This window comes from Streptomyces sp. NPDC005878, assembly GCF_040629815.1.
In the GTDB taxonomy this organism is placed as follows: Bacteria; Actinomycetota; Actinomycetes; order Streptomycetales; family Streptomycetaceae; genus Streptomyces.
In genome coordinates this window covers 1-26,171 of the sequence record NZ_JBEXWK010000045.1, presented here as the reverse complement: position 1 = coordinate 26,171, position 26,171 = coordinate 1, and the positions used below count along the sequence as shown (strand labels likewise).

The window sequence follows — 26,171 nt, the reverse complement described above, 5'->3', positions numbered from 1 at the left end:
GTGTCCCCTTGTGGCGGCACGCGCGCGGCGCGGGCCGCTCAGTCCATCCGCCGGGCGGAGCCGAGCAGTCCGGTCTCCGCGTCCGTGGCCTGGGTCATCACGAACTGGCGATCGCGGGCGCCGCACCACAGGGTGACCCCGTCCGCCAGCGTGGACAGCGCCTCCGTCTCGGCCTGCGCGAGATGCATGATCCGCCCGATCTGCGCGGCCTCGTCCGGCGAGACCCGCTGCACACCGACCAGATCCGACTTCTCCAGCAGCCGGGGCGCCACGGGGCTCAGATACGGCAGCAGCGTCAGCACCGACTGCCACGGCCCCGAGACCACCCGCCCGCGCGGCGGCCGCATCCCGCAGTCGCGGATGACCACGACCGGCGATCCGGCGGACGCGCCCTGCGGCGGCACCCGGCCCACGTCGTGCAGCGCGATGCACTGCTGGCCGCCACCGGCCGCCTGGGCCAGTGCCGTCCAGGCGGGGGCCCGGCCGGTCTCCACGGTCACGCGCGCGCCCGTGGCAGCCGCCCGCAGCGCGAGCACCTGCGCGGTCCAGAGCCCGCCGATGAGCGTCACGTCGTACGCCGTCGGGCGGTTGATGCCGAGGACCGACGGGCGGCCCGACGCGTCCACCCCTATCACCATGCCGTCATCGCCGACGGGCAGCGCCAGCGCCTCCACCTGGTCGGCGGCGAGCGCGTGCCGGTCGCGGCGCGGGCCCAGGAGCCCGAAGCCCAGCCGGGCGCGCCCCCTGCGGACCTCGGGAGAGGCGGGCGCGGGGGAAGCGGCGGAAGGGGAGACCGAGGAAGGAGAGACAGAGGACATGGTCATCAGCGCGCACCCCCGAGCGGCAGTGTGGCCAGCATGCCCGGCAGCTGTTCGCGGTCCAGGCGCACCAGGCCGGTCTTCACTCCGCGCGCGGTGCGCTCCAGCTCCCGGCGGGCGGCGACCAGTTCCTCGTCGCTGCGGCCCGTTATCCGGACGTGGCCGGTGAGCGTGACCTCCTGGCGGTCGCCCGCGGCCAGCGTCAGGCTGAACGTGGTGGCGAGCGCGGGAAGCGAGGTCAGCAGGGCGACCAGCTGCGGCATCGAGGCCCCGGCGCCGCCGAGTTGGGGCCAGCGGCCCACCCAGTACGTCGTGTGGCGGCGGTCGTCGCAGCGCCAGGTCCTGGCCGTCTCCTGGGTGCGCCGCCCCGGCGTGCCCGGGCGGCCCGCCTGGGTGATCGCCATCGGGTTGGCGCAGGTCGAGGTGGCGATGGCGCCGGTCAGCTCCTGCTCGGTGAGGACGGTCGCGCGGAACCCGGCGCCGGTGAGCCGGCTCGCCAGCTGGTCCGCCGCGCGCACCAGGCACTTCTGGGCGCCGGTCAGTCCGCCGCCGCGCGCCGCCACCGCCTCCGCGCACAGCTCGGGGTCGAGCTTGAGCGCGATCCAGGTGATGCGCACCGCGGGCGAGCCGGTCTGCGCCTGGAGCGGCGCGTAGTTGCGGGCGGCCACCGACTGCTGCGGCAGGTGCGGGGCGGGTGCGGGCTGGGTGTGCTGGACGATCTGCGCGGACTCCAGGCGGATCCCGTCGACGTCCAGCGCGTCCCGTACGAGCGCGACCGGCAGCGGGCGGGTGCCGCGCTCCGGGCGCAGCGCCGTGGCGTCCATCTCGACCTGGAGCACGGCGGTGAGGAAGGTGCCGTCGCCCACCATGCCGACGGGACGGCGGTCACGGTCACCGAACGTGTACGTCCGCAGGGCCGGGTCGCACTCCACCACCGGGGCGAAGCCCGGTTCGGTGCCCGCCGGGACCGGCAGGCCCGCCGCCCTGCGCGTACGCGCGCGCAGCGCGAGCACCGTGCCCAGCCACTCGGGCAGGGAGCGGCGGTGCCGGCGCACCACCGCGAGCAGCACCAGCAGCGCGGCGACCACACCGGCGGGCACCAGCATCAGCGTGTCGATCACCCACGCGACGAGCAGCACCGCGGCGGCGAGCTCCACCAGGACGAGTTGTTGCAGTCGGAACGACCCGAAGTGTCCGGGCCGGGCCTTCAGACGGGGTGCACAGGCTCCGGAGGCTCCCGGGGCGGGGGCCGACGGACCGGCGGCGGCAGGCCGCACACGCGTCGCGGACGCCATCACTCCACCACCCCCCAATCGTGCGCAAGCACCCAAAACATCCGGATTCCCCCAGCTCGGCAAGGGGTCTTGACGGCGGCTTCACCCTACCCGCCCCACAGGCACCCTTGGTCAACAGGCATAGTAGGGGGCCGGTCTGACAATCGAGGCCCGGGGACCGCAGGACCAGGTCCGATCAGGGGGCCGCGCGGGGAGAGACAGAGGCGCATGGCATCACGGCGGGACGAGCTCAACGCGTACACCTTTGCGAAGAAGCGCACGGTGGCGGCGTTTCTGCAACCGTCCCCCACGGGCACGGAAGAGGGCGCCCCGCGTCCGCTCAAGGCCATCGTGCCGAGTGTCATCGTGGCCGCGCTCTGCCTCGCCGGCTTCGGGGCCTGGGGGATGTTCAAGCCGAAGGCGCCGCAGGGCTGGGACACCCCCGGCACCAAGGTGATCGTCGGCAAGCAGTCGACCACCCGGTACGTCGTGCTCTCCACCGGCAAGGGCAAGGACAAGAAGGTCCTGCTCCACCCGGTGCTCAACCTGGCCTCCGCCCGACTGCTCCTCGATCCGGCGAAGTTCGACGTCATCCAGGTCAGTGACGACATCCTCGACTCCGGCAAGCTCGCGCGCGGCCCGATCCTCGGCATCCCGTACGCCCCGGACCGGCTGCCCGCCGCGAGCGAGGCCGGCAAGGCCAAGCGCTGGGCGGTCTGCGAGCAGCCCGGCGGCGGCAAGGACTCCGTCCAGAAGGCCGCGTTCGTCTTCGCCGAACGCGACTTCAAGCTGACCGACGACAAGCGCAGGCTCACCGGCGGCCAGGTGATGTACGTCCAGGGCCAGAAGAACCAGGCCCGTTACGTGGTCGACGCCAAGGGCACCAAGTACCTGGTCAAGGGCGCCCCCGGCGATCTGCTCGCGCGGACCCTGTTCGGCGCCGACGAGAAGCCGCAGCAGGTCACGGACGACTGGCTGGCCACCCTTCGCGACGGCACCCCGATCGACTTCCCGACGATCCCCGGCACCGTCGGGGCCCCGGCCGGCACCGGCGGCGGCCTTACGCCACAGCAGGACAAGGTCGGGATGGTGCTGAGCGCCCCGACCGGCGCGGGCCGCCAGCAGTACGTGGTGCTCCAGGGCAAGGTCCAGCCCGTCTCCGACTTCACGGCCTGGCTGGTGCTCAACTCCCCGCAGACGACGCGGCTCGGCATGCGCGGCGACGTCAGCAAGGTGAACGCGGGCGACATCACGCCGACGCCCGAGTACTTCGGCGCCGCCAACAACTGGCCCGAGAAGAGCGCCAAGCAGGTCAACGCGGGCAGCGCCGGAGCGGGCGCGCGCAACACCGTGTGCAGCGTGCTGCGCAAGGTCGACGACAAGGGCAACACCACGCTCTCCACCTGGGCGGGCACCGAGTACCCGGCGGCCATCACCGCGGGCGGCACCAGCACGTACGTCACCCCCGGCACGGGCCTGCTCTACACCCAGGTGCAGGGCCGCCAGACCCGCCCCGACGGTTCGCTCTTCCTGGTGACCGACACCGGACTGCGGTACGCGGTGCAGGCCAACGGCGACAGCGACGCCGCCCGTTCGGACATCGGCGCCGGCGACCAGCAGAAGCCCGACGACGGCCGCCCCGAGCCGAGCCAGGCGCAGCAGCGCCTCGGATACGAGAAGGTCACCCCGGCCCTGGTGCCCATCAACTGGTCGGAGTTCCTGTCCAAGGGCCCGCGGCTGGACACCAACAGCGCCCGCCAGCCCCAGGGCTCGTAGGGAAGGACGGACCTGTCGTGTCGATGCTGAAGCCATACAGGAAACCGGTGCTGGTGGGCGTGGCCACGGCCGTCGCCGCGCTGACGCTCGCGCCCTCGGCGTACGCGTCCCCGGCGCCCGCCCCGGCCGCCCCGCCCGCTGTCGGACTCGACGGCAGCGGTGAGTGCACCTTCCCCATGAAGAAGCAGATCGAGGGCCGCCCTTGGTCGCTCCAGCGGGTGCTCTTCGACGAGCTGTGGCAGGACACCAAGGGCAAGGGCGTACGGGTCGCGGTCATCGACACCGGCGTCGACATCGCCAACCCGCAGCTCAAGCCGGCGGTCGACGCCAAGAGCGGCGCCGACTACCTCAAGCCGGAGAAGGAGGGCGGCGGCGAGCAGAACGACAAGCGCGGCAAGACCGGGGGCACCGTCGACGAGGTCGGCCACGGCACCAAGGTCGCGGGCATCATCGCCGCGCGCCCCCGCGCGGGCACCGGCTTCGTCGGCCTGGCGCCCGAGGCCACGATCATCCCGATCCGCCAGAACGACGAGAAGAACAGCGGCAAGACGGACACCATGGCGAAGGCGATCGACCACGCCATCGACCAGCACGCCGACGTGATCAACATCTCGCAGGACACCACCGAGCCGCAGGGCCCGGGCTCGGACCTGGCGAAGGCCGTCCGACGAGCCCTGGACAAGCAGATCGTGGTCGTCGCCTCGGCGGGCAACGACGGCATGGACGGCAAGCTGAAGGAGACCTACCCGGCGGCCTTCCCGGGCGTGCTGGCGGTCGCCTCCTCGGACCGCAACAACGAGCGCGCGGTGTTCTCGCAGCCGGGCACGTTCGTCGGGGTCGCGGCGCCCGGCGTCGACATCGTCTCGACCGTCCCGGGCAACGGCCAGTGCTCGGACAACGGGACGAGCTTCTCGGCCCCGTACGTCGCCGGGGTCGCCGCGCTGCTGCGTGCCAAGTACCCGTACGCGAAGACCAAGTGGACCGCCGCGCAGATCATCGCGCGGATCGAGCAGACGGCGGAGCGGTCCGTCAACGGGCACGACAACTTCGTCGGCTGGGGCGTCGTCGACCCGGTCCGTGCGGTGACCGACGACTCGCCCCCCGAGGAGGCCGCGCACCCGGACCCGGGCCCGCCCCGGGCCCAGCCCCCGAACGTGACCGCGCTGGCGCTCTCCGAGACGCCCCAGGAGCGCAACGAGCGGTACGCCACCTACGCGTTGGGCATCGCCGCGCTGCTCGTGGCGGTGGTCGCGGGTACGGCGACGGTGATCCGGGACGTCCGTCGGCGGGGCGCGCGGGGGCTGAGCGGGTTGCCGGAGAGGTTCTGAGAGAACGCAGAGGTTTTCGGGACGAGTCTGCGACATCTTTGAGTACGGATACTCATTCGGCTCCGAATCCGGAGTGACTAGAGTGATCACATGCTTCGCGTGCTTCACGAGTGTGACGAGTGCGCACGGCGGAGCGACTGAGCTTGAGCGGTACCGGTGGCAGAGCGGTGCCGGCGGGGAATTCACGGGGAGGAACAGTGGCCGAGCCGAACGGTGGCGGCAGCGGCGGCAAGCCGGACCTCGGAGTCGACGGGGTGAGCCTCGCCGACTTCAAGGGCCGCATGGAGGAGTTGCTGCGCAGCCTGGAGAAGTCCCCGGCGCGCCACACCAAGATCGCCGACCAGCGGGTGCACCCGGAGGCGTACGGCAAGGGCTTCGCGGCCGCGGACGAGCTGCACAAGGCGTACGACAAGGTCCGTACGAACCTGGAGCGGCTCACCAAGATCTTCGGTGAGCAGATCGAGGGCATGGGCATCGCGGTGCACATCGCCGACAAGGGCTACGGCGGGATCGACGCGGACGAGGCCCACCGCTACCAGGCCATCCGCAAGGAGACCGAGAAGTACTACGAGACCCCGGCGGCCGGTACGAAGGGGCCCGACCAGGGCCCGGGCACCAAGCAGGCCCCCGCTCAGGGTGGCCACGGGAACGACGCCGACTCCGGCGGTCTGAAGTAAAGGGGGCATGACGATGGCTACGGACGAATTCGAGGGCATGTCCCTGGAGGCCCTCCACGCGATGCTCGCGTCGGCGAAGCCGACCGAACTGACCGGCGCGGCCGAGACGCTGGCCGCCGCGGCGCCCGACATCGCGGACATCGCGCGGGACCTGCGCTGGTACATGGAGCAGGTCAAGTGGCACGGCGCCGGTGGGGACGCGTTCCGCGAGTGGGGCCGCGGGATGGTGGCGCAGACGCTGGTACTGAGCGAGTACGCCGGTGTCGTCGGCCAGGAGATGGCCCGCGCGGGCCAGGCCCTGACCGAGGCGAAGGCGGCCCTCCCGCCCGCGGACGGCATGTGCTACGCCGACCCCGAGAAGGAGAAGGCCCGGCTGAAGGCGCTGGGGCCGAAGACGAACGAGGCGATCAACCAGCTGAACCGGCTGTCGTCGTACTACGACGCGTCCCGGGACCGGATCTCGGCCCAGCCTGAGCCCAAGTTCGCGCCGTTGCCGGGCGACAACCCCGGTGTCAGTGAGGGGAAGACGCGTTACGGATCCGGCGAGTCCGGAAGTGGCGCGACCGGTGGAACGTCGACCGGTCACACCTCTTCGGTGACCGCCGGTACGCACGGTTACGGCACCACCGGGACGACAGGGACGACGGGGACTTCGCCCTCGCACACCACGGTCGCCTCCACCTTTACTCCTCACGAGTCGCCGGCCCATACCGCCATCGACTCCGTGACAATGACTCCGCCTGCGGAGACCACGACACGGCCGACCGTGCCCACCGGTCCCGCGCCCGCGCAGGGGCAGCCTCCCGTCCTCACCCCGCCTCCGGTCCTGCCAGGCCCGCTCGGCAAGGCCGGACGGGAACGGATTCCGGGCATGACCCGCGTCGGCGTACCCGGCGAGGGACCCAGCGGCGGCCGTGCGGTGGGCAACCCGCGCGGTCCGGGCATCGCTCGTCCGAGTGGTCTTCCCGGCACCGCGCGCGGCATCACCGCCGAGGGCATCACCGGCGGGCGGCCCATGCCCACCACCGGCCGTGGCTCGGCGCCCCGGCTCCCGATGGGCACGGTCGTGGGCGAGGAGCGCGCCGGCACCGGCATGGGCCGCGGGCCCATGGGCGGCGGCATGGGGCACGGCCCCGGCGGCGCCCCGCGTGGCGCCACCGGCATGGGCGGTCGCAGGCTGGCCTCCGAGCCGGGTGGAACTGTCGGGGCTCCGCGTGCGTCTCTGGGCGGGCGTGGTGAATTCACCCCCGGCGGTACGGGATTGGTGAACGGCAACAAGCGAGGCACGGACCGGCGTCGTTCCACTTCTTCCGAAGCCCCCGACTACCTGGTCGAGGACGAGGAGACCTGGGCGATGGACCACCGCAAGGTCGTCCCGCCGGTCGTCGACTGACGTACGCAAACCATCGCCGCTCAAGGAGTCCGCAGTCCCATGTTCAGCTCAGCCCGCGCAGCGCGCAGCCGCCCGGCACTTCTCGGTGCCGCACTGGCTGCCGCACTGGCCTGCTCAGTCGGCACCGCGCCGACGGCGCTGGCCGACGACATGCGGTCAAAGCAGTGGTACCTGGACGCGATGGACGCGGAAGCCATCTGGAAGGTCAGCACCGGCAAGGGCATCACCGTCGCCGTGGTCGACAGCGGTGTCCGGTCCGAGCCGGAACTGACCGGACGTGTCCTGGAGGGCCGGGACTTCACCGGAACGGGTGGCTCCCGGGAGGACGCGGACGGTCACGGCACGGACATGGCCGTGACCATCTCCGGCAACGGTGCGAGCGGCGGCGTCAAGGGGCTGGCGCCCGACGCGAAGATCCTTTCGGTCAGGGTGGCCGTGAAGGACCATGAGTTCGGGGGGATGGAAACCCTGGCCAAGGGGATCCGGTACGCGGCCGACAGCGATGCCCGCGTCATCAACGTCTCGCGTGCGGGCGACTTTCCCGGCGCGACGGTGAAGCAGGAACTCGCCTCCGCAGTCAGCTACGCCCTCTCCAAGGGCAAGCTGGTCTTCGCCGGCTCCGGCAACGGCGGTGACAAGGGCAACCCGGTCGAGTACCCCGCCGCGACCCCTGGGGTCGTGGCAGTCGGCTCGATCGGGACCGACGGCAAGCTGTCCAAGTTCTCCAGCACCGGCAGCCACGTCGGGCTCGCCGCGCCGGGGGACAAGATCCCGACGCACTGCTCCGACGGCAACGGCTACTGCGAGGCGCGGGGAACCAGTTACGCCACAGCCCTCACCTCCGCCACAGCCGCCCTCATCTGGTCCGCCCACCCCGACTGGACCGGCAACCAGGTGCTGCGCGTGATGATGGAGACCGCCGGGCACAACGGCAAGGTGCCGAGCCAATACATCGGGTACGGCACCGTCCGCCCCGCCCAGGTCCTGCTCAAGGGCAACGGGAACCCGGGCCCCGCCGACGTCAACCCGCTGCTCGCCGCCCGGGGCGGCGGCACACCCACGACTTCCCCCTCTCCCGCAGACACAGCAGACAAGGGGGCAGGCAGTGGCGACCAGGAGAAGCCGCAGGCCGGCAGGGCCGCGGACTCGGCGTCCGAGGACAAGGACTCCGCTCCCTGGACCGTCATCGCCATCATCGCCGCGGTCGTCGTCCTCATCGGCGGCGCCGTCGCGGCGGTACGTGTACGCAACAAGCGAGCGTGAACACTCGCTCGGACACTCACGAGAGGGAAGAGAATGAGCTCCAATCCCGGTGGTCAGAGCATTGGCTACGAGGCCGTCACCAAGGCCAAGAACGCCATTGAGGAAACCGCCCACGACATGAGCCAGCAGATCCGCGTGCTGGCCGACGCGATCGCCACGGTCGGTGCGGGCTGGACCGGTTCCGGTGCCGACCAGTTCAAGATCGCCCAGGACACGCTGAACACGCGTCACGACGACATCCGCCGCAAGCTGGACGTCCTCTACAACGCCGTGGTCGGTACGAAGAACCTCAACCAGCAGAACGACGAAGAGGTCGACGCCGCGTTCCGGGCGATCAACGCCCAGGGCGGTGCCACCAGCGGTGGCGTGCCCAACACCTCGGGCATCAACGGTCTCTAGGCAGTACCGCCGGGCGGCCCGCGGGCGCCCCGGCGTACGCACGCAGCCCCACCACACTTCAGACTTCACGAGGAGCAGACATGGGTGACTTGGGTCCCGACCTCAAGATTCGGTATGAGAACGTCCAGGAGATCGCGAACAGCATCCGCGCCATCTCCAAGCGCATCATGGACGACCTCGGCCGGATGGAATCGGCCGTCAACGTCGTCGCCAGCACCTGGGACGGCGAGGCGCACGGTCAGTACCTGAAGGTCCAGAAGGACTACCGGCGCGACGCGCACGACATCCAGCAGACGCTGGAGAAGATCGCCAAGACGATCGAGCACGGCAAGGCCAGCTACCACCAGACCGACGTCAAGGCGTCGCGGCTGTTCACCGAGGCCTACTGAGCCCGCTGATCTCGCCCGCCGGGCGCAGTAAAGGGGGTCACGCCCATCGGGCGTGACCCCCTTTCGTCTGTGCTCCGCCGGGGCCCCGTGCCCCGGCCCCCTGCCTCTGCCCCAAGTTCAGCGCAGGTCGAACTCGCCGTCGCGCGCGCCCAGGACGAACGCCGTCCACTCCGCCTCCGTGTACCGCAGCACGGTGTCCGGGTCGAGGGACGACCGCATCGCCACCGCCCCGCCGGGCAGATGGGCGATCTCCACGCGCTCCGCCTCGTTCTCGGTGCCGGGCGCGCTCACCCACTCCGCGCCCGAGATGTCGAGGGCGTACAGCTCTTCCTTCTCACGTTCGCTGCCCATGTAGCACGTTCCCTTCGAAGTTCAGTGCCGCCCAGGGTAGTTGGAGCGGGCGGCTCGCACCGCCCGTTCCTCCCTTCTGTCACCCCCGGTCCGTCACTGCTCCGGGAGCCAGCCCAGCTGCACCAGCGGGGTGCCGCGCTTGCGCGAGACGAAGTAGCCGCGGCCCTGCGGCATCGGGCGCGGGCGGACGTTGCCGAGGACGTCGCCCTCGTTCGGGTCGCCGGACAGGACCACGCCCTGCGCGCCGAGTTCCTTGATGCGCTGCATGAAGGACTCGTACATCGAGCGGGACGCGCCCGCCGAGCTGCGGGCGATGATGAAGCGCACGCCCACGTCCCGCGAGAACGGCAGGTTCTCCACCATCACCGACAGCGGGTTGCCCGCGTTCGTCGAGACCAGCTCGTAGTCGTCGACGATGATGAAGACCTGCGGGCCCGTCCACCAGGAGCGGTCGCGCAGCTGCTGCGGGGTGACGTCCGGCGGCGGCTGGCGGCGCACCATCAGGTCCGCCAGCGCGTTCATGTGCATCTCCAGCGCGCTGGCGAGCGGCGCGTACTCCAGCAGATGGGTGTCCGGGACCGCGTCCAGGAGCGAGCGGCGGTAGTCACCGACGACGATCTTCGCCTCGTCCGGCGAGTACCGCTCGGAGATCTTCTGGGCGAGGTGGCGGAGCAGCGCCGTCTTGCCCGACTCGCTCTCACCGAAGACCAGGAAGAACGGGTCGGTCTCGAAGTCGACGAACACCGGCTCCAGATTGGTCTCGTCGATGCCGATCGCCACGCCGTGCTGCGGGTATTCGAAGCCCTTCGGCAGCTGGTCGGCCGGGAGCCGGCGGGGGAGCAGGCGGACGGTCGGGGCCGCCGGGCCCTGCCAGGCCTCCTTGGCCGTCCGGACGAACGCCTCGGTCGCCTCCGAGAGCGTCTCGGGGTCGCAGGAGCCGTCCATGCGCGGCAGCGCCGACATGAAGTGCAGCTTCTCCGCGACCTGGCCGCGGCCCGGCATGCCCACCGGCACGTTGGCGGCGACCTTGCGGTCGAACTCGGAGTCCATGGAGTCGCCGAGCCGCAGTTCGAGGCGGCCCAGGATCTGGTCCTTGAGCGCGGCGCGCACCTCCATGTAGCGGGAGGCGGTGAGGACGACGTGGATGCCGTAGCCGAGACCGCGGCTCGCGATGTCCTGGACGACGCCGTCGAGCATCTCGTAGTCGCCACGGAACGCGCCCCAGCCGTCGATGACCAGGAACACGTCGCCCCAGGCCTCGCCCGGCAGGTCGCCGGCCGCGCGGCGGCGCCGGTAGGTGCCGATGGAGTCGATGCCGTTGGCGCGGAAGAACTCCTCGCGCCGGTTCAGCACGCCCGCGACCTCCGCCACCGTGCGCCGCACCCGCTCGGGGTCCAGGCGCGAGGCGACGCCGCCCACGTGCGGCAGGCCGGAGACGGCCGAGAGGCCGCCACCGCCGAAGTCCAGCCCGTAGAACTGCACTTCGTTCGGGGTGTGGGTGAGCGCGAACGAGGAGATCATCGTGCGCAGCAGCGTCGACTTGCCGGACTGCGGGCCGCCGACGATCAGCATGTGGCCGGCCGCGCCGGAGAAGTCGCGGTAGAGCACCTCGCGGCGCTGCTCGAAGGGCTTGTCGATGAGGCCGAGGGGCACGATGAGGCCGCCGGGGCGGGTGTACTCCGTCGCGTTCAGCCCGCGCTCCGCCGTCGTCGCGATGCCCGGCAGCAGCTGGTCCAGCGAGGGCGCGTCGTCCAGCGGCGGCAGCCACACCTGGTGGGCCGGCACGCCCTGCCCCTCCAGGCGCCGCACGATCACGTCGAGGACCGTGTCGGCCAGCGCGTCGTCCTCGCCGCGGCCCCTGACGGCCGCCGGGTCCGGCGCCGCGTAGACCACCGGCACCGGGGCGGCCGTGAACACCGCGGGGCGCCGCTCGATCGGCAGCGGCCCCACGGTCAGGTCCGGGCCGCCGGAGCGGTAGGTTCCCGACACGTACGCCGCCTTGAAGCGGACCATCTCGTCCGTACCGAACTTGAGGTAGCCCGAACCGGGCACCGACGGCAGGTGGTAGGCGTCGGGCACGCCCAGCGCCGTACGCGACTCGGCCGCCGAGAAGGTCCGCAGACCCACGCGGTAGGAGAGATACGTGTCGAGGCCGCGCAGCTTGCCCTCCTCCAGGCGCTGCGAGGCGAGCAGCAGGTGCACGCCGAGCGAGCGGCCGATGCGGCCGATCTGGATGAACATGTCGATGAAGTCGGGCTTGGCGGTGAGGAGTTCGGAGAACTCGTCGATCACCAGGACCAGCGAGGCCAGCGGCTCCAGCGGGGCGCCCGCGGCGCGCGCCTTCTCGTAGTCGTGCATGTTGGCGTAGTTGCCCGCCGAGCGCAGCAGCTCCTGGCGGCGCTGGAGCTCGCCGCGGATGGCGTCGCCCATGCGGTCGACCAGGGTGAGGTCGTCCGCGAGGTTGGTGATGACCGCCGCCACGTGCGGCATCTGGGACATGCCGGTGAAGGTCGCGCCGCCCTTGAAGTCGGCGAGGACGAAGTTCAGCGTCTCCGATGTGTGGGTGACCGCGAGGCCGAGCACCAGGGTGCGCAGCAGCTCCGACTTGCCGGAACCGGTCGCGCCGACGCACAGGCCGTGCGGGCCCATGCCCTCCTGCGCCGCCTCCTTGAGGTCCAGCATCACCGGCTGGCCGTCCTCGCCCACGCCGATCGGCACCCGCAGCCGCTCGGCCGTCGAGCGCGGGCGCCAGGTGCGCGCCACGTCGACGGAGCCGGCGTCGCCCAGGTTCAGCAGGTCCGTGAAGTCCAGGTTGGCCAGCAGCGGCTCGTCGTCGTCCCCGCCGCCCATCTGGAGCGGCGCGAGCTGGCGGGCCAGCGCCTCGGCGGCCGGGAGCGACATCTGGTCGGGCACGCCCTCGTACGCCATCCCGAAGCCCGACTCCAGGCGCAGCCGTCCCGGGCGCACGACGACCGAGAGGCCGCCGCGCGGCTCGTCGAGCTCGCCCGGCACCACCTCGATGATGGTGACGCCCTGGAGCCCCTCGGCGGCGGCGAACGCCGAGTCCGGCGGCACCATCCCGCCGTCGAGGACCACCACCAGGTGCGGCTGGTCCAGGACCGGCTGGTTGTCCCGGCTGAACCGGGGCCGCCCGTCCAGCCTGCTGTGGAGCAGCAGCTCCAGCTCGCCCAGGTCGTCACCGAACAGGCGCTTGGTGCCGGCCCCGTCGACCTGGCCGGGGACCTGGGTGTGCGGCAGCCACTTCGTCCAGTCCCAGCGCGCCACCGCGCCCGGGGCGGCCACCACGGCGACCATCAGGTCGTCGGGGGAGTGCAGCGTCACCAGCTGCGCCACCAGCGCGCGCGCCGCCGACTGGGCGGCGTCCGGGTCGCCGGAGACCGTCACGTGGTAGAAGGCGCGCATCGAGACCGCCATCGGCAGCCCGTCCAGCGAGCCGTGCACCGCGAGGAACTGCTGCATCGCGCCCGCGCACAGCGGCTCCAGTTCGTCCACCGGCGCCGTCTCCGGCGCTATCAGCGGGGTGGCGAGCTGCTGGGCGCCCAGACCGATCCGGGCCTGTCCGAAGTCGTCGTCGCCCACCCGGCGCTCCCACACCCGCGAGCCCTCCGCGACCACCGACCACAACTGCTCGGGCGCCGGGTGCAGATACAGCTGCGCGTCGCGCTGGCGCCGCGCGGTCTTGCGGACCGCCCGCCGCGTCTGGGCGAGGTACTTGAGGTAGTCGCGCCGGACGTCGGCCATTTGCCCCTGCGCACCCTTGCGGAACTTCACCAGCTGCGCGATGACCATGGCCAGGGTGGACACCAGCATCAGCGCGCCCATGATCTTCATGAACGGCGCCGAGTTGGGCATGAAGAAGAACACCACCGACGAGCCCATGCCGAGCATCGGCAGGAGCTGCATCAGCATCGACTCCTGCTGTCCGCGCGGCAACTCCGGCGGTGCCTCGAGCCGCAGCTCGTCCGAGGACACTTCGGGCGGCAAGGACCGCGGCGGGCGTTTGACGACGATCTGGCTCACCGGAGCATCAATCCCTCAATACGGACGGTCACTTGCGTTCCGGCGCCCCCGTGACCGCTCGTTTCAGGGGCTCCCTCCGCGCGACGGTGATCCTACTTGCAGCCTGTGACACCGGAGCCCGGTAGGGTGGCGCGCGCAGTGTGCGCAACCGCGAATCAGGGGGTCCGAGGACGTGAGTACGACCGCAGCGACAGGCTTCTGCCGGGTCACGGTGGTGGCGCCCGACAGTCGCATCGATGTGGCCCTCCCGGAGGACATCGCCGTCGCCGACGTCTATCCGGAGATCCTCCGGCTCACCGGGCAGACCCAGCCCGCGGGGGCGCCCACCGGCTACCACCTGGTGCGCCGCGACGGCACCGTCCTCGACGGCGCCCGCACCCTCGCCGCCCAGCAGGTCCTCGACGGGGAGCTGCTCAGCCTGCGTCCCTTCGCCGAGTCGCTGCCGCCCGCCGTCTTCGACGACGTCTCGGACGCCGTCGCCTCCGCCGTCACCCGCGACCGCCACCTGTGGAGCGACGACCTGCTGCGCTGGGCGGGCCTGGCCGGCGGCGTCCTGCTGCTCGTCCTGATGGGCTTCGTCCTCTGGTACGCCGATCCCGTCGACCACGACATGCACGGCCTGCCCGGCATCATCGCGGGCTCCGCCGGCCTGCTGCTCACCGCCTTCGCGGGCGTGCGGGCCCGGGTCTACTCCGACCGCGCCAGCGCCGTGGCCCTGGGCCTGGGCGCGCTGCCGCTGCTGCTGATCGCGGGCTCCGGCATCATCGGCCCGGACAGCGGCGACGGACCCGGCAAGCTCCAGTTCCTGCTCGGCTGCGTCACCGTCCTGGTCGCCTCGGTGTCCCTGGTGGTGCTCACCCCGAGCGGCGACGCCCCGTTCGTGGCGGCCACCTTCCTCGCCGCCACCGGCACCCTCGCCACCTTCGTGGCCATCCTCACCGAGTCCAGTGCCACCCGGACGGCCGCGGTCTGCGCCCCGGTCGCCATCGGCCTGGTCGCCTTCCTGCCGGGCCTGTCCGCCCGCTTCGCCCGGCTCCCCATCGGGTACGCCTCGCCGCGCAGCGCCGCCGCCGACGACTTCGGCGCCGAGCCCAGCACCGCCCCCGACGCCCGCCCCGTCGACGCCGAGCGCATCGCCGCCCAGGCCCGGCGCGGCCACGAGATGCTGCTCGGCCTGGTCGGCGGCTGCGCCGCCACCGTGGTCGGCTCCGCCGCCGTCCTCGGCTTCTCGCACAGCGTCTACGGCCAGCTCCTCGCCCTCGCGGCCGGGCTCGCCATGCTGCTGCGCGCGCGTCTGTTCCGCTACACCTCGCAGGTCGCCTGCGTCCTGGTGGCCGGGATCGCCGCCATCGCCCTGCTGGTCCTCGGCCTGTCCCTGAACCCGCCCGGCGACCTGCTGTACGACTTCGTCCGCTACGGCGACCGCGGCTCCCTCGACATCCGTACGATCTGGCTCTCCGCGGCCGTCGCCGCCGGCGCCGCCCTGATCACCGCGATCGGCCTGGTCATCCCGAAGAAGGGCCTCTCGCCGTTCTGGGGCCGTACCCTCGACCTCGCCGAGGGCGCCGTGCTGCTCTCGCTGGTCCCGCTCTGCCTGGCCGTCCTGGATGTCTTCGACCGGGCCCGCTCGCTCACCAGCGGCTGACCGGCCCCCACCGGCTCCCCGGGGACACGCCCGGGGGGCGGAGGACCCCCGATCGGACGAGTCCCGGCGTACTGGTACGCTGTGTGACGGCCGTTTGTGTACGCGTCTCCGGATCTCTTCTGGAGGCTGCGCCCAGCGGATCCCCGCCTCCCGAGTAACGGAAGCTCCCCTGAGACCAAGACCAGGGGCACTCGGTGGCACATCAAGACTACGAGGAGTACCGCGTGTCGCTCGACGCCGCTACGAAGAAGCAGATCATGTCCGAGTTCGGCCAGAAGGAGGGCGACACCGGCTCCCCCGAGGTCCAGGTCGCCATGCTCTCCCGCCGCATCTCGGACCTGACCGAGCACCTCAAGACCCACAAGCACGACCACCACTCCCGTCGTGGTCTGCTGATCCTGGTCGGCCAGCGCCGCCGCCTGCTGCAGTACCTGGCCAAGAAGGACATCCAGCGCTTCCGTGCGCTGGTCGACCGCCTGGGCATCCGCCGCGGTGCGGCCGGCGGCGCCAAGTAAGTCGCCGTGAAGGGAGCGGTTCCCACCTATGAGGGGGCCGCTCCCTTTGCTGTACGTGCGCGACGTACCGGACGCTCAGTAGTCTGGTCGTACAACGCACCACGGAATAATGAGGGAGAAGCCTCCTCCCGCCGCCGGTCCTCGGTAGTGGCCTCCGGGGAGAGAACGCCCCCGGATGCTTCGATCGAAGACCGGCCCGCAGCACAGGAGCGCTTCTCCGCTGACCGTCCCCCCGCCACACGGGCCCGGGGACGAAAGACGATGAGTATGGAGAAACCACTGGTGGAGAACGAGACCCACTACGCCGAGGCCGTCATCGACAACGGTTCCTTCGGCACCCGCACCATCCGCTTCGAGACGGGCCGCCTGGCCAAGCAGGCCGCCGGCTCCGCCGTCGCGTACCTGGACGACGACACGATGGTCCTCTCGGCCACGACCGCGTCCAAGAAGCCCAAGGACCAGCTCGACTTCTTCCCCCTGACGGTGGACGTCGAGGAGCGGATGTACGCGGCCGGCAAGATCCCCGGCTCCTTCTTCCGCCGTGAGGGCCGCCCCTCCGAGGACGCCATCCTCACCTGCCGGCTGATCGACCGCCCGCTGCGCCCGTCCTTCAAGAAGGGCCTGCGCAACGAGATCCAGGTCGTCGCCACGATCATGGCGCTCAACCCCGACCACCTCTACGACGTGGTCGCCATCAACGCCGCCTCCTGCTCCACGCAGCTGGCCGGCCTGCCCTTCTCCGGCCCGATCGGCGGCGTCCGCGTCGCGCTGATCCGCGGCCAGTGGGTGGCCTTCCCGACGCACACCGAGCTCGAGGACGCCGTCTTCGACATGGTCGTCGCCGGTCGCGCCCTCGAGGACGGCGACGTCGCGATCATGATGGTCGAGGCCGAGGCCACCGAGAAGACGATCCAGCTCGTCAAGGGCGGCGCCGAGGCGCCGACCGAGGAGGTCGTCGCCGCCGGTCTGGACGCCGCGAAGCCCTTCATCAAGGTGCTCTGCAAGGCCCAGGCCGAGCTCGCCGCCAAGGCCGCCAAGCCGACCGGCGAGTTCCCGGTCTTCCTCGACTACCAGGACGACGTCCTGGAGGCGCTCTCCGCCGCGGTCAAGGGCGAGCTCGCCCAGGCGCTGACCATCGCGGGCAAGCTGGACCGCGAGGCCGAGCTGGACCGCGTCAAGGAGCTGGCGGCCGAGAAGCTCCTGCCGGCCTTCGAGGGCCGCGAGAAGGAGATCTCCGCCGCGTACCGCGCGCTGACCAAGAAGCTGGTCCGCGAGCGCGTCATCAAGGACAAGGTCCGCATCGACGGCCGCGGGATCACGGACATCCGTACCCTGGCCGCCGAGGTCGAGGCCATCCCGCGCGTGCACGGCTCGGCGCTGTTCGAGCGTGGCGAGACCCAGATCCTGGGCGTCACCACTCTCAACATGCTCCGTATGGAGCAGCAGCTGGACACCCTCTCCCCGGTGACCCGCAAGCGCTACATGCACAACTACAACTTCCCGCCGTACTCCGTCGGTGAGACCGGCCGCGTGGGCTCGCCCAAGCGCCGCGAGATCGGCCACGGCGCGCTCGCCGAGCGCGCGATCGTGCCGGTGCTGCCGACGCGCGAGGAGTTCCCCTACGCGATCCGCCAGGTGTCCGAGGCCCTCGGCTCCAACGGCTCGACGTCGATGGGCTCGGTCTGCGCCTCCACCATGTCGCTGCTGAACGCCGGTGTGCCGCTCAAGGCCCCCGTCGCCGGTATCGCCATGGGCCTGATCTCCCAGGAGATCGACGGCAAGACGCACTACGTCGCCCTCACCGACATCCTCGGTGCGGAGGACGCGTTCGGCGACATGGACTTCAAGGTCGCCGGTACGAAGGAGTTCGTCACCGCCCTCCAGCTCGACACCAAGCTGGACGGCATCCCGGCCTCCGTCCTGGCCGCGGCCCTCAAGCAGGCCCGCGACGCCCGCCTCCACATCCTCGACGTGATGATGGAAGCGATCGACACGCCGGACGAGATGTCCCCGAACGCCCCGCGGATCATCACCGTCAAGATCCCGGTGGACAAGATCGGTGAGGTCATCGGCCCCAAGGGCAAGATGATCAACCAGATCCAGGAGGACACCGGCGCCGAGATCACGATCGAGGACGACGGCACCATCTACATCGGTGCCCAGGTCGGCTCGCAGGCCGAGGCCGCCCGCGCCACGATCAACGCGATCGCCAACCCGACCATGCCGGAGGTCGGCGAGCGCTACCTGGGTACGGTCGTCAAGACCACCACCTTCGGTGCCTTCGTCTCCCTGATGCCCGGCAAGGACGGTCTGCTGCACATCTCGCAGATCCGCAAGCTCGCCGGTGGCAAGCGCGTGGAGAACGTCGAGGACGTGCTCGCGGTCGGCTCCAAGGTGCAGGTCGAGATCGCCGAGATCGACTCCCGTGGCAAGCTCTCCCTGATCCCGGTCGTCGAGGGTGAAGAGGGCGACGAGACGAAGGACGACACCGACAAGTGACGTCCCGTAGCTCCAAGGCGACGGCCCGCACCTCCTCGGAGGCGCGGGCCGTCGCCCGTACCCAAACGCTTCTCCAGGGCGCGGGCGGCATCGGCACCGTCCGCCGCACGACCCTCCCCGGCGGCCTGCGCGTCGTCACCGAGACCCTGCCCTCCGTACGGTCGGCGACCTTCGGCATCTGGGTCCAGGTCGGCTCCCGTGACGAGACGCCCACGCTCAACGGCGCCACGCACTACCTGGAGCACCTCCTGTTCAAGGGCACGCGCAAGCGCAGCGCCCTCGACATCTCCGCCGCGATCGACGCGGTCGGCGGCGAGATGAACGCCTTCACGGCGAAGGAGTACACCTGCTACTACGCGCGCGTGCTCGACACCGACCTGCCGCTGGCGATCGACGTCGTCTGCGACATGCTGAGCGGCTCCCTCATCCTCGAAGAGGACGTGGACGCCGAGCGCGGTGTCATCCTCGAAGAGATCGCGATGACGGAGGACGACCCGGGCGACTGCGTGCACGACCTGTTCGCGCACACCATGCTCGGCGACACCCCGCTGGGCCGCCCGGTCCTCGGCACCGTCGACACGATCAACGCGCTGACCCGGTCGCAGGTCGCCCGCTTCTACAAGAAGCACTACGACCCGCGCCACCTGGTCGTGGCCGCCGCGGGCAACGTCGACCACGCCACCGTCGTACGCCAGGTGCGCAGGGCCTTCGAGAAGGCCGGCGCGCTGACGCGGACGGACGCGGTCCCGGTCGCCCCGCGCGACGGCGTCCGCACCCTGAAGACGGCCGGCCGGGTGGAACTCCTCAACCGCCGTACCGAGCAGGCGCACGTCGTCCTCGGCATGCCGGGCCTGGCCCGCACCGACGAGCGCCGCTGGGCGCTCAGCGTGCTGAACACGGCCCTGGGCGGCGGCATGTCGTCCCGCCTCTTCCAGGAGGTACGGGAGAAGCGCGGCCTCGCCTACAGCGTGTACTCGTACACCTCGGGCTTCGCCGACTGCGGTCTGTTCGGCGTGTACGCGGGCTGCCGGCCCAGCCAGGTCCACGACGTCCTGAAGATCTGCCGGGACGAACTGGACCGGGTCGCCTCCGAGGGGCTGTCGGACGAGGAGATCGGCCGCGCGATCGGCCAGCTCTCCGGCTCGACCGTCCTCGGCCTGGAGGACACCGGCGCGCTGATGAACCGCATCGGCAAGAGCGAGCTGTGCTGGGGCACCCACATGTCGGTCGACGACATGCTGGCCAAGATAGCCGCGGTCACCCCGGACGACGTCAGCGAGGTGGCCCGTGATGTGCTGGGCCGGCGTCCCTCGCTGTCCGTCATCGGCCCGCTGAAGGACAAGCAGGCCGACCGCCTCCACGAAGCGGTCTCCTGATCCGTACGCAACCCGTACGTACCTGTACGCAAGGACGTGAGGAAGCAAGATGAGCAAGCTGCGCGTGGCGGTTCTCGGCGCCAAGGGCCGCATCGGTTCCGAAGCGGTACGGGCCGTGGAAGCGGCCGAGGACATGGAGCTGGTGGCGGCCCTGGGCCGGGGCGACAAGCTGGAGGCGCTCGCGGAGGCGGGCGCCGAGGTCGTGGTCGAGCTGACCACGCCCGCCTCGGTGATGGGCAACCTTGACTTCTGCGTGCGCCACGGCATCCACGCGGTCGTCGGCACCACCGGCTGGACCGAGGACCGCCTCGCGCAGCTCACCACCTGGCTGGACGGCTCGCCGTCCACCGGTGTGCTCATCGCGCCGAACTTCTCCATCGGCGCCGTCCTGACCATGAAGTTCGCGCAGCTCGCGGCCCCCTACTTCGAATCGGTGGAGGTCGTGGAGCTGCACCACCCCAACAAGGTGGACGCGCCCTCCGGCACCGCCACGCGCACCGCGCAGCTCATCGCGGCGGCCCGCGCGGAGGCGGGCGTCGGTCCCGCGCCGGACGCCACGGCGACCGCGCTGGAGGGGGCGCGCGGCGCGGACGTCGACGGCGTCCCCGTCCACGCGGTCCGGCTGCGCGGTCTGCTGGCGCACCAGGAGGTCCTCCTGGGCGCCGAGGGCGAGACACTGACGATCCGTCATGACTCGCTCCACCACAGCAGCTTCATGCCGGGCATCCTGCTCGGCGCGCGCCGCGTGGTGACCACTCCCGGCCTGACCTTCGGCCTGGAACACTTCCTCGACCTGAACTGAGCTGGACTGCGGTCATGCGCGCAAAGATCACTTACTTCGTCACGGCCGCCGTCCTGGTCTTCTACTTCGTCCTGGTCGGCAGCCGGGGCGTGATGCTCATCCAGGACGGCAAGCTGATCACCGTCACCATGGGGCTCGCCGTCCTGGTGCTGCCGCTGATCGGCATCTGGTTCCTCTGGGCCAACACCCGCTTCGTGACCCGGGCCAACGCCCTCGCCGCCGAACTGGAGGCCGAGGGCGGTCTGCCGGTGGACGAGCTGGTCCGCACCCCGGCCGGCCGGATCGACCGCGACTCGGCGGACGAGGTCTTCGCCCGCCGCAAGGCCGAGACGGAGGACGCGCCGAACGACTGGCGCTGCTGGTTCCGCCTCGCCGTGGCCTACCAGGACGCCCGCGACACCCCGCGCGCCCGCAAGGCCATGCAGCGGGCGATATCGCTGCGGGAGGCGGACTAGCCCGGAGCGGGCCCCTCCGCCGCGGGCTCCGGCCCGCGGTCAGACGCGCCCGTACTCCGCGGCCCAGGCCTCGACCGTGTCGGCGGCCCGGTCGAACGCCTCGACGCGCGAGAGGAAGTCCGCGTCGTGGTCGGTGAGCAGCGCGCCGAGCGGGGCGCCGGTGCTCCTGGTGACGAGCAGCGCCTGGCCCTGCACGGTCCTGGGCAGCCCGAGCCACCGCACGGGCTGCTGCACCGTCCGTACGTTCTCGATCTGCGGCCACGGCACCGTGGCGGTGCTCAGGAAGCGGACGCGCCGCAGCCCGGCCCGGCTGACCCAGACGCCCATCCGCAGCATCCGCAGCGCCGACGCGATCACCAGGAGCGCGACGACCAGCACCACGAGCGCCTCGACCGGACCGCCCGTGAACGCGATGATCACGGAGCCGAGCAGCACGAACGAGGCCAGGAGCAGCAGCACGGCGGCCGCGGCGACCCGGTAGGGGCCCGGCCGGTAGGGACGCCGCCAGCGGTCGTGGTCGTCGAAGGGCAGCGCGATGTCGTCCTCGGTCGCGTCGAATGCGCGGTCGGCCGTCAGGAAGGGCAGGGGCACGACTGATCCTCACTCACAAGCACGCTCGATTGCTGTGCCCGGTGAGGCTACCCAGGAGGCCGTCGGACGACCACTTCCGGGGGGCCATGGGGGTGCCTCCCACGCCATTCGGGCGATGGGGGAGGGGCCCGGGTCAGCGGCCGTCCGCCGCCTGCGGCTGCTGGGTGTGGGTCGGCGACTGGCTCGGCTGGAGCGCGGGCATGCCGAACAGGAGCGAGCCCGCGAGCCCGGCGGCCACGGTCAGCCCGATCAGCGTACGGCCCACTATGCGGCCGGCACCGGCGCGCTCGCGGGGCGGCGGGGTGACGTTGCTGCGGAAGCGGTCGGCATCGGCGACGAACGCGAAGGGGACGGGCTCACGCCGGCGAAACATGAGGGGCTTCTCCTTGTCTGTGGGTGTCTGCGGGGCTGTCTCTGGTGGGGCGCTCGAACTGCGGTGCGTCTACTGGTACAGACGCATGGAGTTGAGGATTGGTGCCCGAATTCCCCGAATTGGCCGAACAATTCTGTGACGGATCGTCAGGGCGGGCGTTGTCGGTGCCGGGCCGTAGAGTGGTCGCCGCCGTACCAACTGGAAGGACCCGCCGGTGACCGACACCCCCGCCGCAGACCTCAAGCCCAGCTTCCGCAGTGACGTCACCGTCGAGCTGGTGAAGCACACCGCGGGCGACTCCGACGTCCTCTGGGCGGCCCGCGTCTCGACCGCCGGAGAGCAGTCCCTGGAGGAGCTCCAGAAGGACCCCGAGCGCTCCCGCGGCCTGATCAACTACCTGATGCGGGACCGGCACGGCAGCCCCTTCGAGCACAACTCGATGACGTTCTTCATCAGCGCCCCGATCTTCGTCTTCCGCGAGTTCATGCGGCACCGGGTGGGCTGGTCGTACAACGAGGAGTCGGGCCGCTACCGGGAGCTCCAGCCGGTGTTCTACGTGCCGGGGGCCGACCGCAGGCTCGTCCAGCAGGGCCGCCCCGGGAAGTACGAGTTCGTCGAGGGCACCGAGGCCCAGCAGGAGCTGACCGCCCGCGCGATGGAGGACTCCTACCGCCAGGCGTACGAGGCGTACCAGGAGATGCTGGCGGCCGGCGTCGCCCGCGAGGTCGCCCGCGCGGTGCTCCCGGTCGGCCTGTTCTCGTCGATGTACGCGACGTGCAACGCCCGCTCCCTGATGCACTTCCTGGGTCTGCGCACCCAGCACGAGCAGGCGAAGGTGCCGTCGTTCCCGCAGCGGGAGATCGAGATGGTCGGCGAGAAGATGGAGGAGCACTGGGCGAAGCTCATGCCGCTCACCTACGCCGCCTTCAACGCCAACGGCCGCGTCGCCCCGTAAGTGGCGCGAATCCGCCCGTACGGGCACGGATGTGCGAATACCTCGCGCAAAGTGTCCGTATTGCGGCGTTTCGTGAAGTTCATCTAGGCTGATCAAACGGACCCGGCACTGCTTGAACCCCCGAGCAGGCAGTGCCGGGCTCCCTCTGCCACGTCCCCCGAGGGGACACCCGGCGCTGAGCAGCGAGTAGCGTGTTACCCATGGCTCCGATCTCCACTCCGCAGACCCCCTTCGGGCGGGTCCTCACCGCCATGGTCACGCCCTTCACGGCGGACGGCGCACTCGACCTCGACGGCGCCCAGCGGCTCGCCGTCCACCTGGTCGACGCAGGCAACGACGGACTGATCGTCAACGGCACCACCGGCGAGTCCCCGACCACCAGCGACGCGGAGAAAGACCAGCTCGTACGGGCCGTACGGGAAGCGGTCGGAGACCGGGCCCACGTCGTCGCCGGGATCGGCACCAATGACACGCGTCACACCCTGGAGCTGGCACGTACGGCCGAGCGCGCCGGCGCACACGGCCTGCTCGCCGTGACGCCGTACTACAACAAGCCCCCCCAGGAGGGCCTGTACCGGCACTTCTCGGCCATCGCCGATGCCACCGAGCTCCCGGTGATGCTCTACGACATCCCCGGCCGCAGCGGTGTCCCGATCGACACCGAAACCCTCGTGCGCCTCGCCGAGCACCCGCGTATCGTCGCCAACAAGGACGCCAAGGGCGACCTCGGCCGTGCCAGCTGGGCCATCGCCCGCTCCGGCCTCGCCTGGTACTCCGGCGACGACATGCTCAACCTGCCGCTGCTCTCGGTCGGCGCGGTCGGTTTCGTCTCGGTCGTCGGCCATGTGGTCACCCCCGAGCTGCGCGCGCTCCTCGACGCCTACCTCTCGGGCAATGTCCAGAAGGCCACGGAGATCCACCAGCGGCTGCTCCCGGTGTACACGGGCATGTTCCGTACCCAGGGAGTCATCACCACCAAGGCCGCCCTGGCCCTCCAGGGACTGCCCGGCGGCCCGCTGCGCCTGCCGATGATCGACCTGACGGCGGAGGAAACCGCCCAGCTCAAGGTCGATCTCGCGGCCGGCGGGGTACAGCTTTAGCTCCTACGGGGTAAAGCTGTCACCACAGACTTCACAACTGAATACGAAGAACGAAACAGACAACAGCAAGTGCACGAATGTCATGCGCGCCACGTGCCCTACCGGTACGTGGCGTGCGTGGTGAGGAGAGTCTTTTGAGTCATCCGCATCCTGAACTCGGTACCCCGCCGAAGCTCCCCAAGAACGGCCTGCGCGTCACGCCGCTCGGTGGTCTGGGTGAGATCGGCCGGAACATGACGGTCTTCGAGTACGGCGGCCGCCTGCTCATCGTCGACTGCGGCGTCCTCTTCCCCGAGGAGGAGCAGCCCGGCGTCGACCTGATCCTGCCGGACTTCAGCAGCATCAGGGACCGCCTCGACGACGTCGAGGGCATCGTGCTCACGCACGGCCACGAGGACCACATCGGCGGCGTCCCGTACCTCCTGCGCGAGAAGCCGGACATCCCGCTGATCGGCTCCAAGCTGACCCTCGCGCTCATCGAGGCGAAGCTCCAGGAGCACCGCATCCGCCCCTACACGCTGGAGGTCGTCGAGGGCGACCGCGAGCGCCTGGGCCCCTTCGACTGCGAGTTCATCGCCGTCAACCACTCCATCCCGGACGCCCTCGCGGTGGCCATCCGCACCCCCGCGGGCCTGGCCGTCGCCACCGGCGACTTCAAGATGGACCAGCTCCCGCTCGACGGGCGCCTCACGGACCTGCACGCGTTCGCGCGGCTGAGCGAGGAGGGCATCGACCTCCTCCTCTCCGACTCCACCAACGCCGAGGTCCCCGGCTTCGTACCGCCCGAGCGGGACATCTCCAACGTCCTGCGCAACGTGTTCGCGAACGCCGACAAGCGGATCATCGTGGCCAGCTTCGCCAGCCACGTGCACCGCATCCAGCAGATCCTCGACGCCGCCCACGAGTACGGCCGCCGGGTCGCCTTCGTCGGCCGCTCGATGGTCCGCAACATGGGCATCGCGCGCGACCTCGGCTATCTGCGGGTCCCCGCGGGCCTGGTCGTGGACGTCAAGACGCTCGACGACCTGCCGGACGACGAGGTCGTGCTGGTCTGCACCGGTTCGCAGGGCGAGCCCATGGCCGCGCTGTCCCGCATGGCCAACCGCGACCACCAGATCCGGATCGTCCCGGGCGACACGGTGATCCTCGCGTCGTCCCTGATCCCGGGCAACGAGAACGCGGTCTACCGCGTCATCAACGGCCTGACCCGCTGGGGCGCGAACGTCGTCCACAAGGGCAACGCCAAGGTGCACGTCTCGGGTCACGCCTCGGCCGGCGAGCTGCTGTACTTCTACAACATCTGCAAGCCGAAGAACCTGATGCCGGTCCACGGCGAATGGCGCCACCTGCGGGCGAACGCGGAACTCGGAGCGCTCACCGGCGTCCCGAAGAACCACATCGTCATCGCCGAGGACGGCGTGGTCGTCGACCTGGTCGACGGCGCCGCGAAGATCGTCGGCAAGGTCCAGGCCGGTTACGTGTACGTGGACGGCCTCTCGGTCGGCGATGTCACCGAGTCCTCGCTCAAGGACCGTCGCATCCTCGGGGACGAGGGCATCATCTCCGTCTTCGTCGTCTTCGACGCGTCGAGCGGCAAGATCGTGAGCGGTCCGACGATCCAGGCGCGCGGCTCCGGCATCGAGGACTCGGCGTTCAGCCCCGTGGTCTCGAAGATCGAGGAGGCGCTGAACAAGTCCGCCCAGGACGGCGTCGTCGAGCCCCACCAGCTCCAGCAGCTGATCCGCCGCTCGGTCGGCAAGTGGGTCTCGGACACCTACCGCCGCCGCCCGATGATCCTCCCTGTGGTCGTCGAGGTCTGACGACCCGTCGGGTACTGACGGCGTACGCCCGGAGCGGGGCCCCCCGATTTGCATCGGGGCGCTCCGCTCCAGTACGTTTACATCTCCTCCAGACGGGAACCCGGTACCTTCATGTACCTCCCGCGTCCATGACGCGGGGTCAGGGAAGCCGAACGGAAGGGAAATTCCGACTCGGATCTTCTGATAAAGTCGGAGTCGCCGGAAAGGGAAACGCGAAAGCGAGAACCTGGAAAGCAAATCCCGCCGACAGGGAAATCGGACGCGAAAGAGTCTGATAGAGTCGGAAACGAAGGAAGCGCCCGGAGGGCCCGGAAACGGGAACGAAGGAAGC

General features: G+C 70.8%; 22 protein-coding genes. 16 read left to right on the top strand and 6 right to left on the bottom strand.

The genetic code is table 11. The features are described from left to right. Positions 1-38: 38 nt before the first annotated feature. Positions 39-824 carry a hypothetical protein gene (locus ABZ404_RS37655; RefSeq protein WP_358834527.1) on the bottom strand — a complete coding sequence of 262 codons (786 nt, stop codon included), beginning with the start codon at positions 822-824 and terminating at the stop codon, positions 39-41. After that, a complete protein-coding gene (eccE, locus tag ABZ404_RS37650) occupies positions 824-2,113 on the bottom strand; it encodes a type VII secretion protein EccE (RefSeq protein ID WP_358834526.1) in 1,290 nt (429 codons plus the stop codon). The genes ABZ404_RS37655 and eccE overlap by 1 nt, the downstream gene beginning before the upstream one ends. Before the next feature lie 207 nt (positions 2,114-2,320). Between eccE and eccB the strand changes: the two genes are divergently transcribed. The 7 genes from eccB to ABZ404_RS37615 all read left to right on the top strand — a co-directional run bounded on the left by eccB (position 2,321) and on the right by ABZ404_RS37615 (position 9,317). Further along, complete coding sequence (gene eccB / locus ABZ404_RS37645) at positions 2,321-3,868, top strand: type VII secretion protein EccB (RefSeq protein ID WP_358834525.1); 1,548 nt, start codon at positions 2,321-2,323, stop codon at positions 3,866-3,868. Between the two features lie 23 nt (positions 3,869-3,891). After that, positions 3,892-5,196: a type VII secretion-associated serine protease mycosin gene (mycP, locus tag ABZ404_RS37640; RefSeq protein ID WP_358834524.1), complete on the top strand. Its 1,305-nt coding sequence runs from the start codon at positions 3,892-3,894 to the stop codon at positions 5,194-5,196. Positions 5,197-5,393: 197 nt separating this feature from the next. Next, a complete protein-coding gene (locus tag ABZ404_RS37635) occupies positions 5,394-5,873 on the top strand; it encodes a hypothetical protein (RefSeq protein WP_358834523.1) in 480 nt (159 codons plus the stop codon). Between the two features lie 13 nt (positions 5,874-5,886). Next, a complete protein-coding gene (locus ABZ404_RS37630) occupies positions 5,887-7,266 on the top strand; it encodes a hypothetical protein (RefSeq protein WP_358834522.1) in 1,380 nt (459 codons plus the stop codon). Between the two features lie 39 nt (positions 7,267-7,305). After that, entirely contained in the window at positions 7,306-8,529 is a 1,224-nt protein-coding gene (gene mycP / locus ABZ404_RS37625; RefSeq protein ID WP_358834521.1) for a type VII secretion-associated serine protease mycosin, read from the top strand. A gap of 33 nt (positions 8,530-8,562) precedes the next feature. Further along, positions 8,563-8,928: a WXG100 family type VII secretion target gene (locus ABZ404_RS37620; protein WP_358834520.1), complete on the top strand. Its 366-nt coding sequence runs from the start codon at positions 8,563-8,565 to the stop codon at positions 8,926-8,928. A gap of 80 nt (positions 8,929-9,008) precedes the next feature. Further along, positions 9,009-9,317, top strand: coding sequence for a WXG100 family type VII secretion target (locus tag ABZ404_RS37615; protein WP_358834519.1), 309 nt, complete (start codon positions 9,009-9,011; stop codon positions 9,315-9,317). Positions 9,318-9,434: 117 nt separating this feature from the next. Here ABZ404_RS37615 and ABZ404_RS37610 read toward each other — a convergent pair whose 3' ends face one another. After that, entirely contained in the window at positions 9,435-9,668 is a 234-nt protein-coding gene (locus ABZ404_RS37610; RefSeq protein ID WP_358834518.1) for a DUF397 domain-containing protein, read from the bottom strand. 93 nt (positions 9,669-9,761) lie between these two features. Then, positions 9,762-13,709 (bottom strand): type VII secretion protein EccCa, encoded by a 3,948-nt coding sequence (gene eccCa, locus ABZ404_RS37605; RefSeq protein WP_358834517.1) that lies wholly within the window; start codon positions 13,707-13,709, stop codon positions 9,762-9,764. Between the two features lie 172 nt (positions 13,710-13,881). Here eccCa and eccD point away from each other — a divergent pair, with 172 nt between their 5' ends. The 6 genes from eccD to ABZ404_RS37575 all read left to right on the top strand — a co-directional run bounded on the left by eccD (position 13,882) and on the right by ABZ404_RS37575 (position 21,001). Continuing rightward, a complete protein-coding gene (eccD, locus tag ABZ404_RS37600) occupies positions 13,882-15,354 on the top strand; it encodes a type VII secretion integral membrane protein EccD (protein ID WP_358991596.1) in 1,473 nt (490 codons plus the stop codon). A 224-nt stretch (positions 15,355-15,578) separates the two neighbouring features. Next, complete coding sequence (gene rpsO, locus ABZ404_RS37595; protein WP_067164948.1) at positions 15,579-15,869, top strand: 30S ribosomal protein S15; 291 nt, start codon at positions 15,579-15,581, stop codon at positions 15,867-15,869. A 282-nt stretch (positions 15,870-16,151) separates the two neighbouring features. Next, positions 16,152-18,368 (top strand): polyribonucleotide nucleotidyltransferase, encoded by a 2,217-nt coding sequence (locus ABZ404_RS37590; protein WP_358837617.1) that lies wholly within the window; start codon positions 16,152-16,154, stop codon positions 18,366-18,368. Next, positions 18,365-19,744, top strand: a complete 1,380-nt coding sequence (locus tag ABZ404_RS37585) for a pitrilysin family protein (protein ID WP_358991593.1) — start codon at positions 18,365-18,367, stop codon at positions 19,742-19,744. The genes ABZ404_RS37590 and ABZ404_RS37585 overlap by 4 nt, the downstream gene beginning before the upstream one ends. A gap of 49 nt (positions 19,745-19,793) precedes the next feature. Beyond that, positions 19,794-20,546 carry a 4-hydroxy-tetrahydrodipicolinate reductase gene (gene dapB / locus ABZ404_RS37580; protein WP_358836849.1) on the top strand — a complete coding sequence of 251 codons (753 nt, stop codon included), beginning with the start codon at positions 19,794-19,796 and terminating at the stop codon, positions 20,544-20,546. Between the two features lie 14 nt (positions 20,547-20,560). After that, complete coding sequence (locus ABZ404_RS37575; protein WP_358836850.1) at positions 20,561-21,001, top strand: tetratricopeptide repeat protein; 441 nt, start codon at positions 20,561-20,563, stop codon at positions 20,999-21,001. A 39-nt stretch (positions 21,002-21,040) separates the two neighbouring features. Here ABZ404_RS37575 and ABZ404_RS37570 read toward each other — a convergent pair whose 3' ends face one another. After that, complete coding sequence (locus tag ABZ404_RS37570) at positions 21,041-21,592, bottom strand: hypothetical protein (RefSeq protein WP_358836851.1); 552 nt, start codon at positions 21,590-21,592, stop codon at positions 21,041-21,043. A 133-nt stretch (positions 21,593-21,725) separates the two neighbouring features. Then, complete coding sequence (locus tag ABZ404_RS37565; RefSeq protein ID WP_358836852.1) at positions 21,726-21,965, bottom strand: hypothetical protein; 240 nt, start codon at positions 21,963-21,965, stop codon at positions 21,726-21,728. Positions 21,966-22,179: 214 nt separating this feature from the next. On the opposite strand from ABZ404_RS37565, the gene thyX reads away from it, so the two are divergent. The 3 genes from thyX (at position 22,180) to ABZ404_RS37550 (ending at position 25,840) form a co-directional block, all read left to right on the top strand. Next, positions 22,180-22,920, top strand: a complete 741-nt coding sequence (gene thyX, locus ABZ404_RS37560; RefSeq protein ID WP_358836853.1) for an FAD-dependent thymidylate synthase — start codon at positions 22,180-22,182, stop codon at positions 22,918-22,920. A gap of 200 nt (positions 22,921-23,120) precedes the next feature. Then, entirely contained in the window at positions 23,121-24,020 is a 900-nt protein-coding gene (dapA, locus tag ABZ404_RS37555) for a 4-hydroxy-tetrahydrodipicolinate synthase (RefSeq protein WP_358836854.1), read from the top strand. 134 nt (positions 24,021-24,154) lie between these two features. Next, a complete protein-coding gene (locus ABZ404_RS37550; protein ID WP_358836855.1) occupies positions 24,155-25,840 on the top strand; it encodes a ribonuclease J in 1,686 nt (561 codons plus the stop codon). Positions 25,841-26,171: the final 331 nt, after the last annotated feature.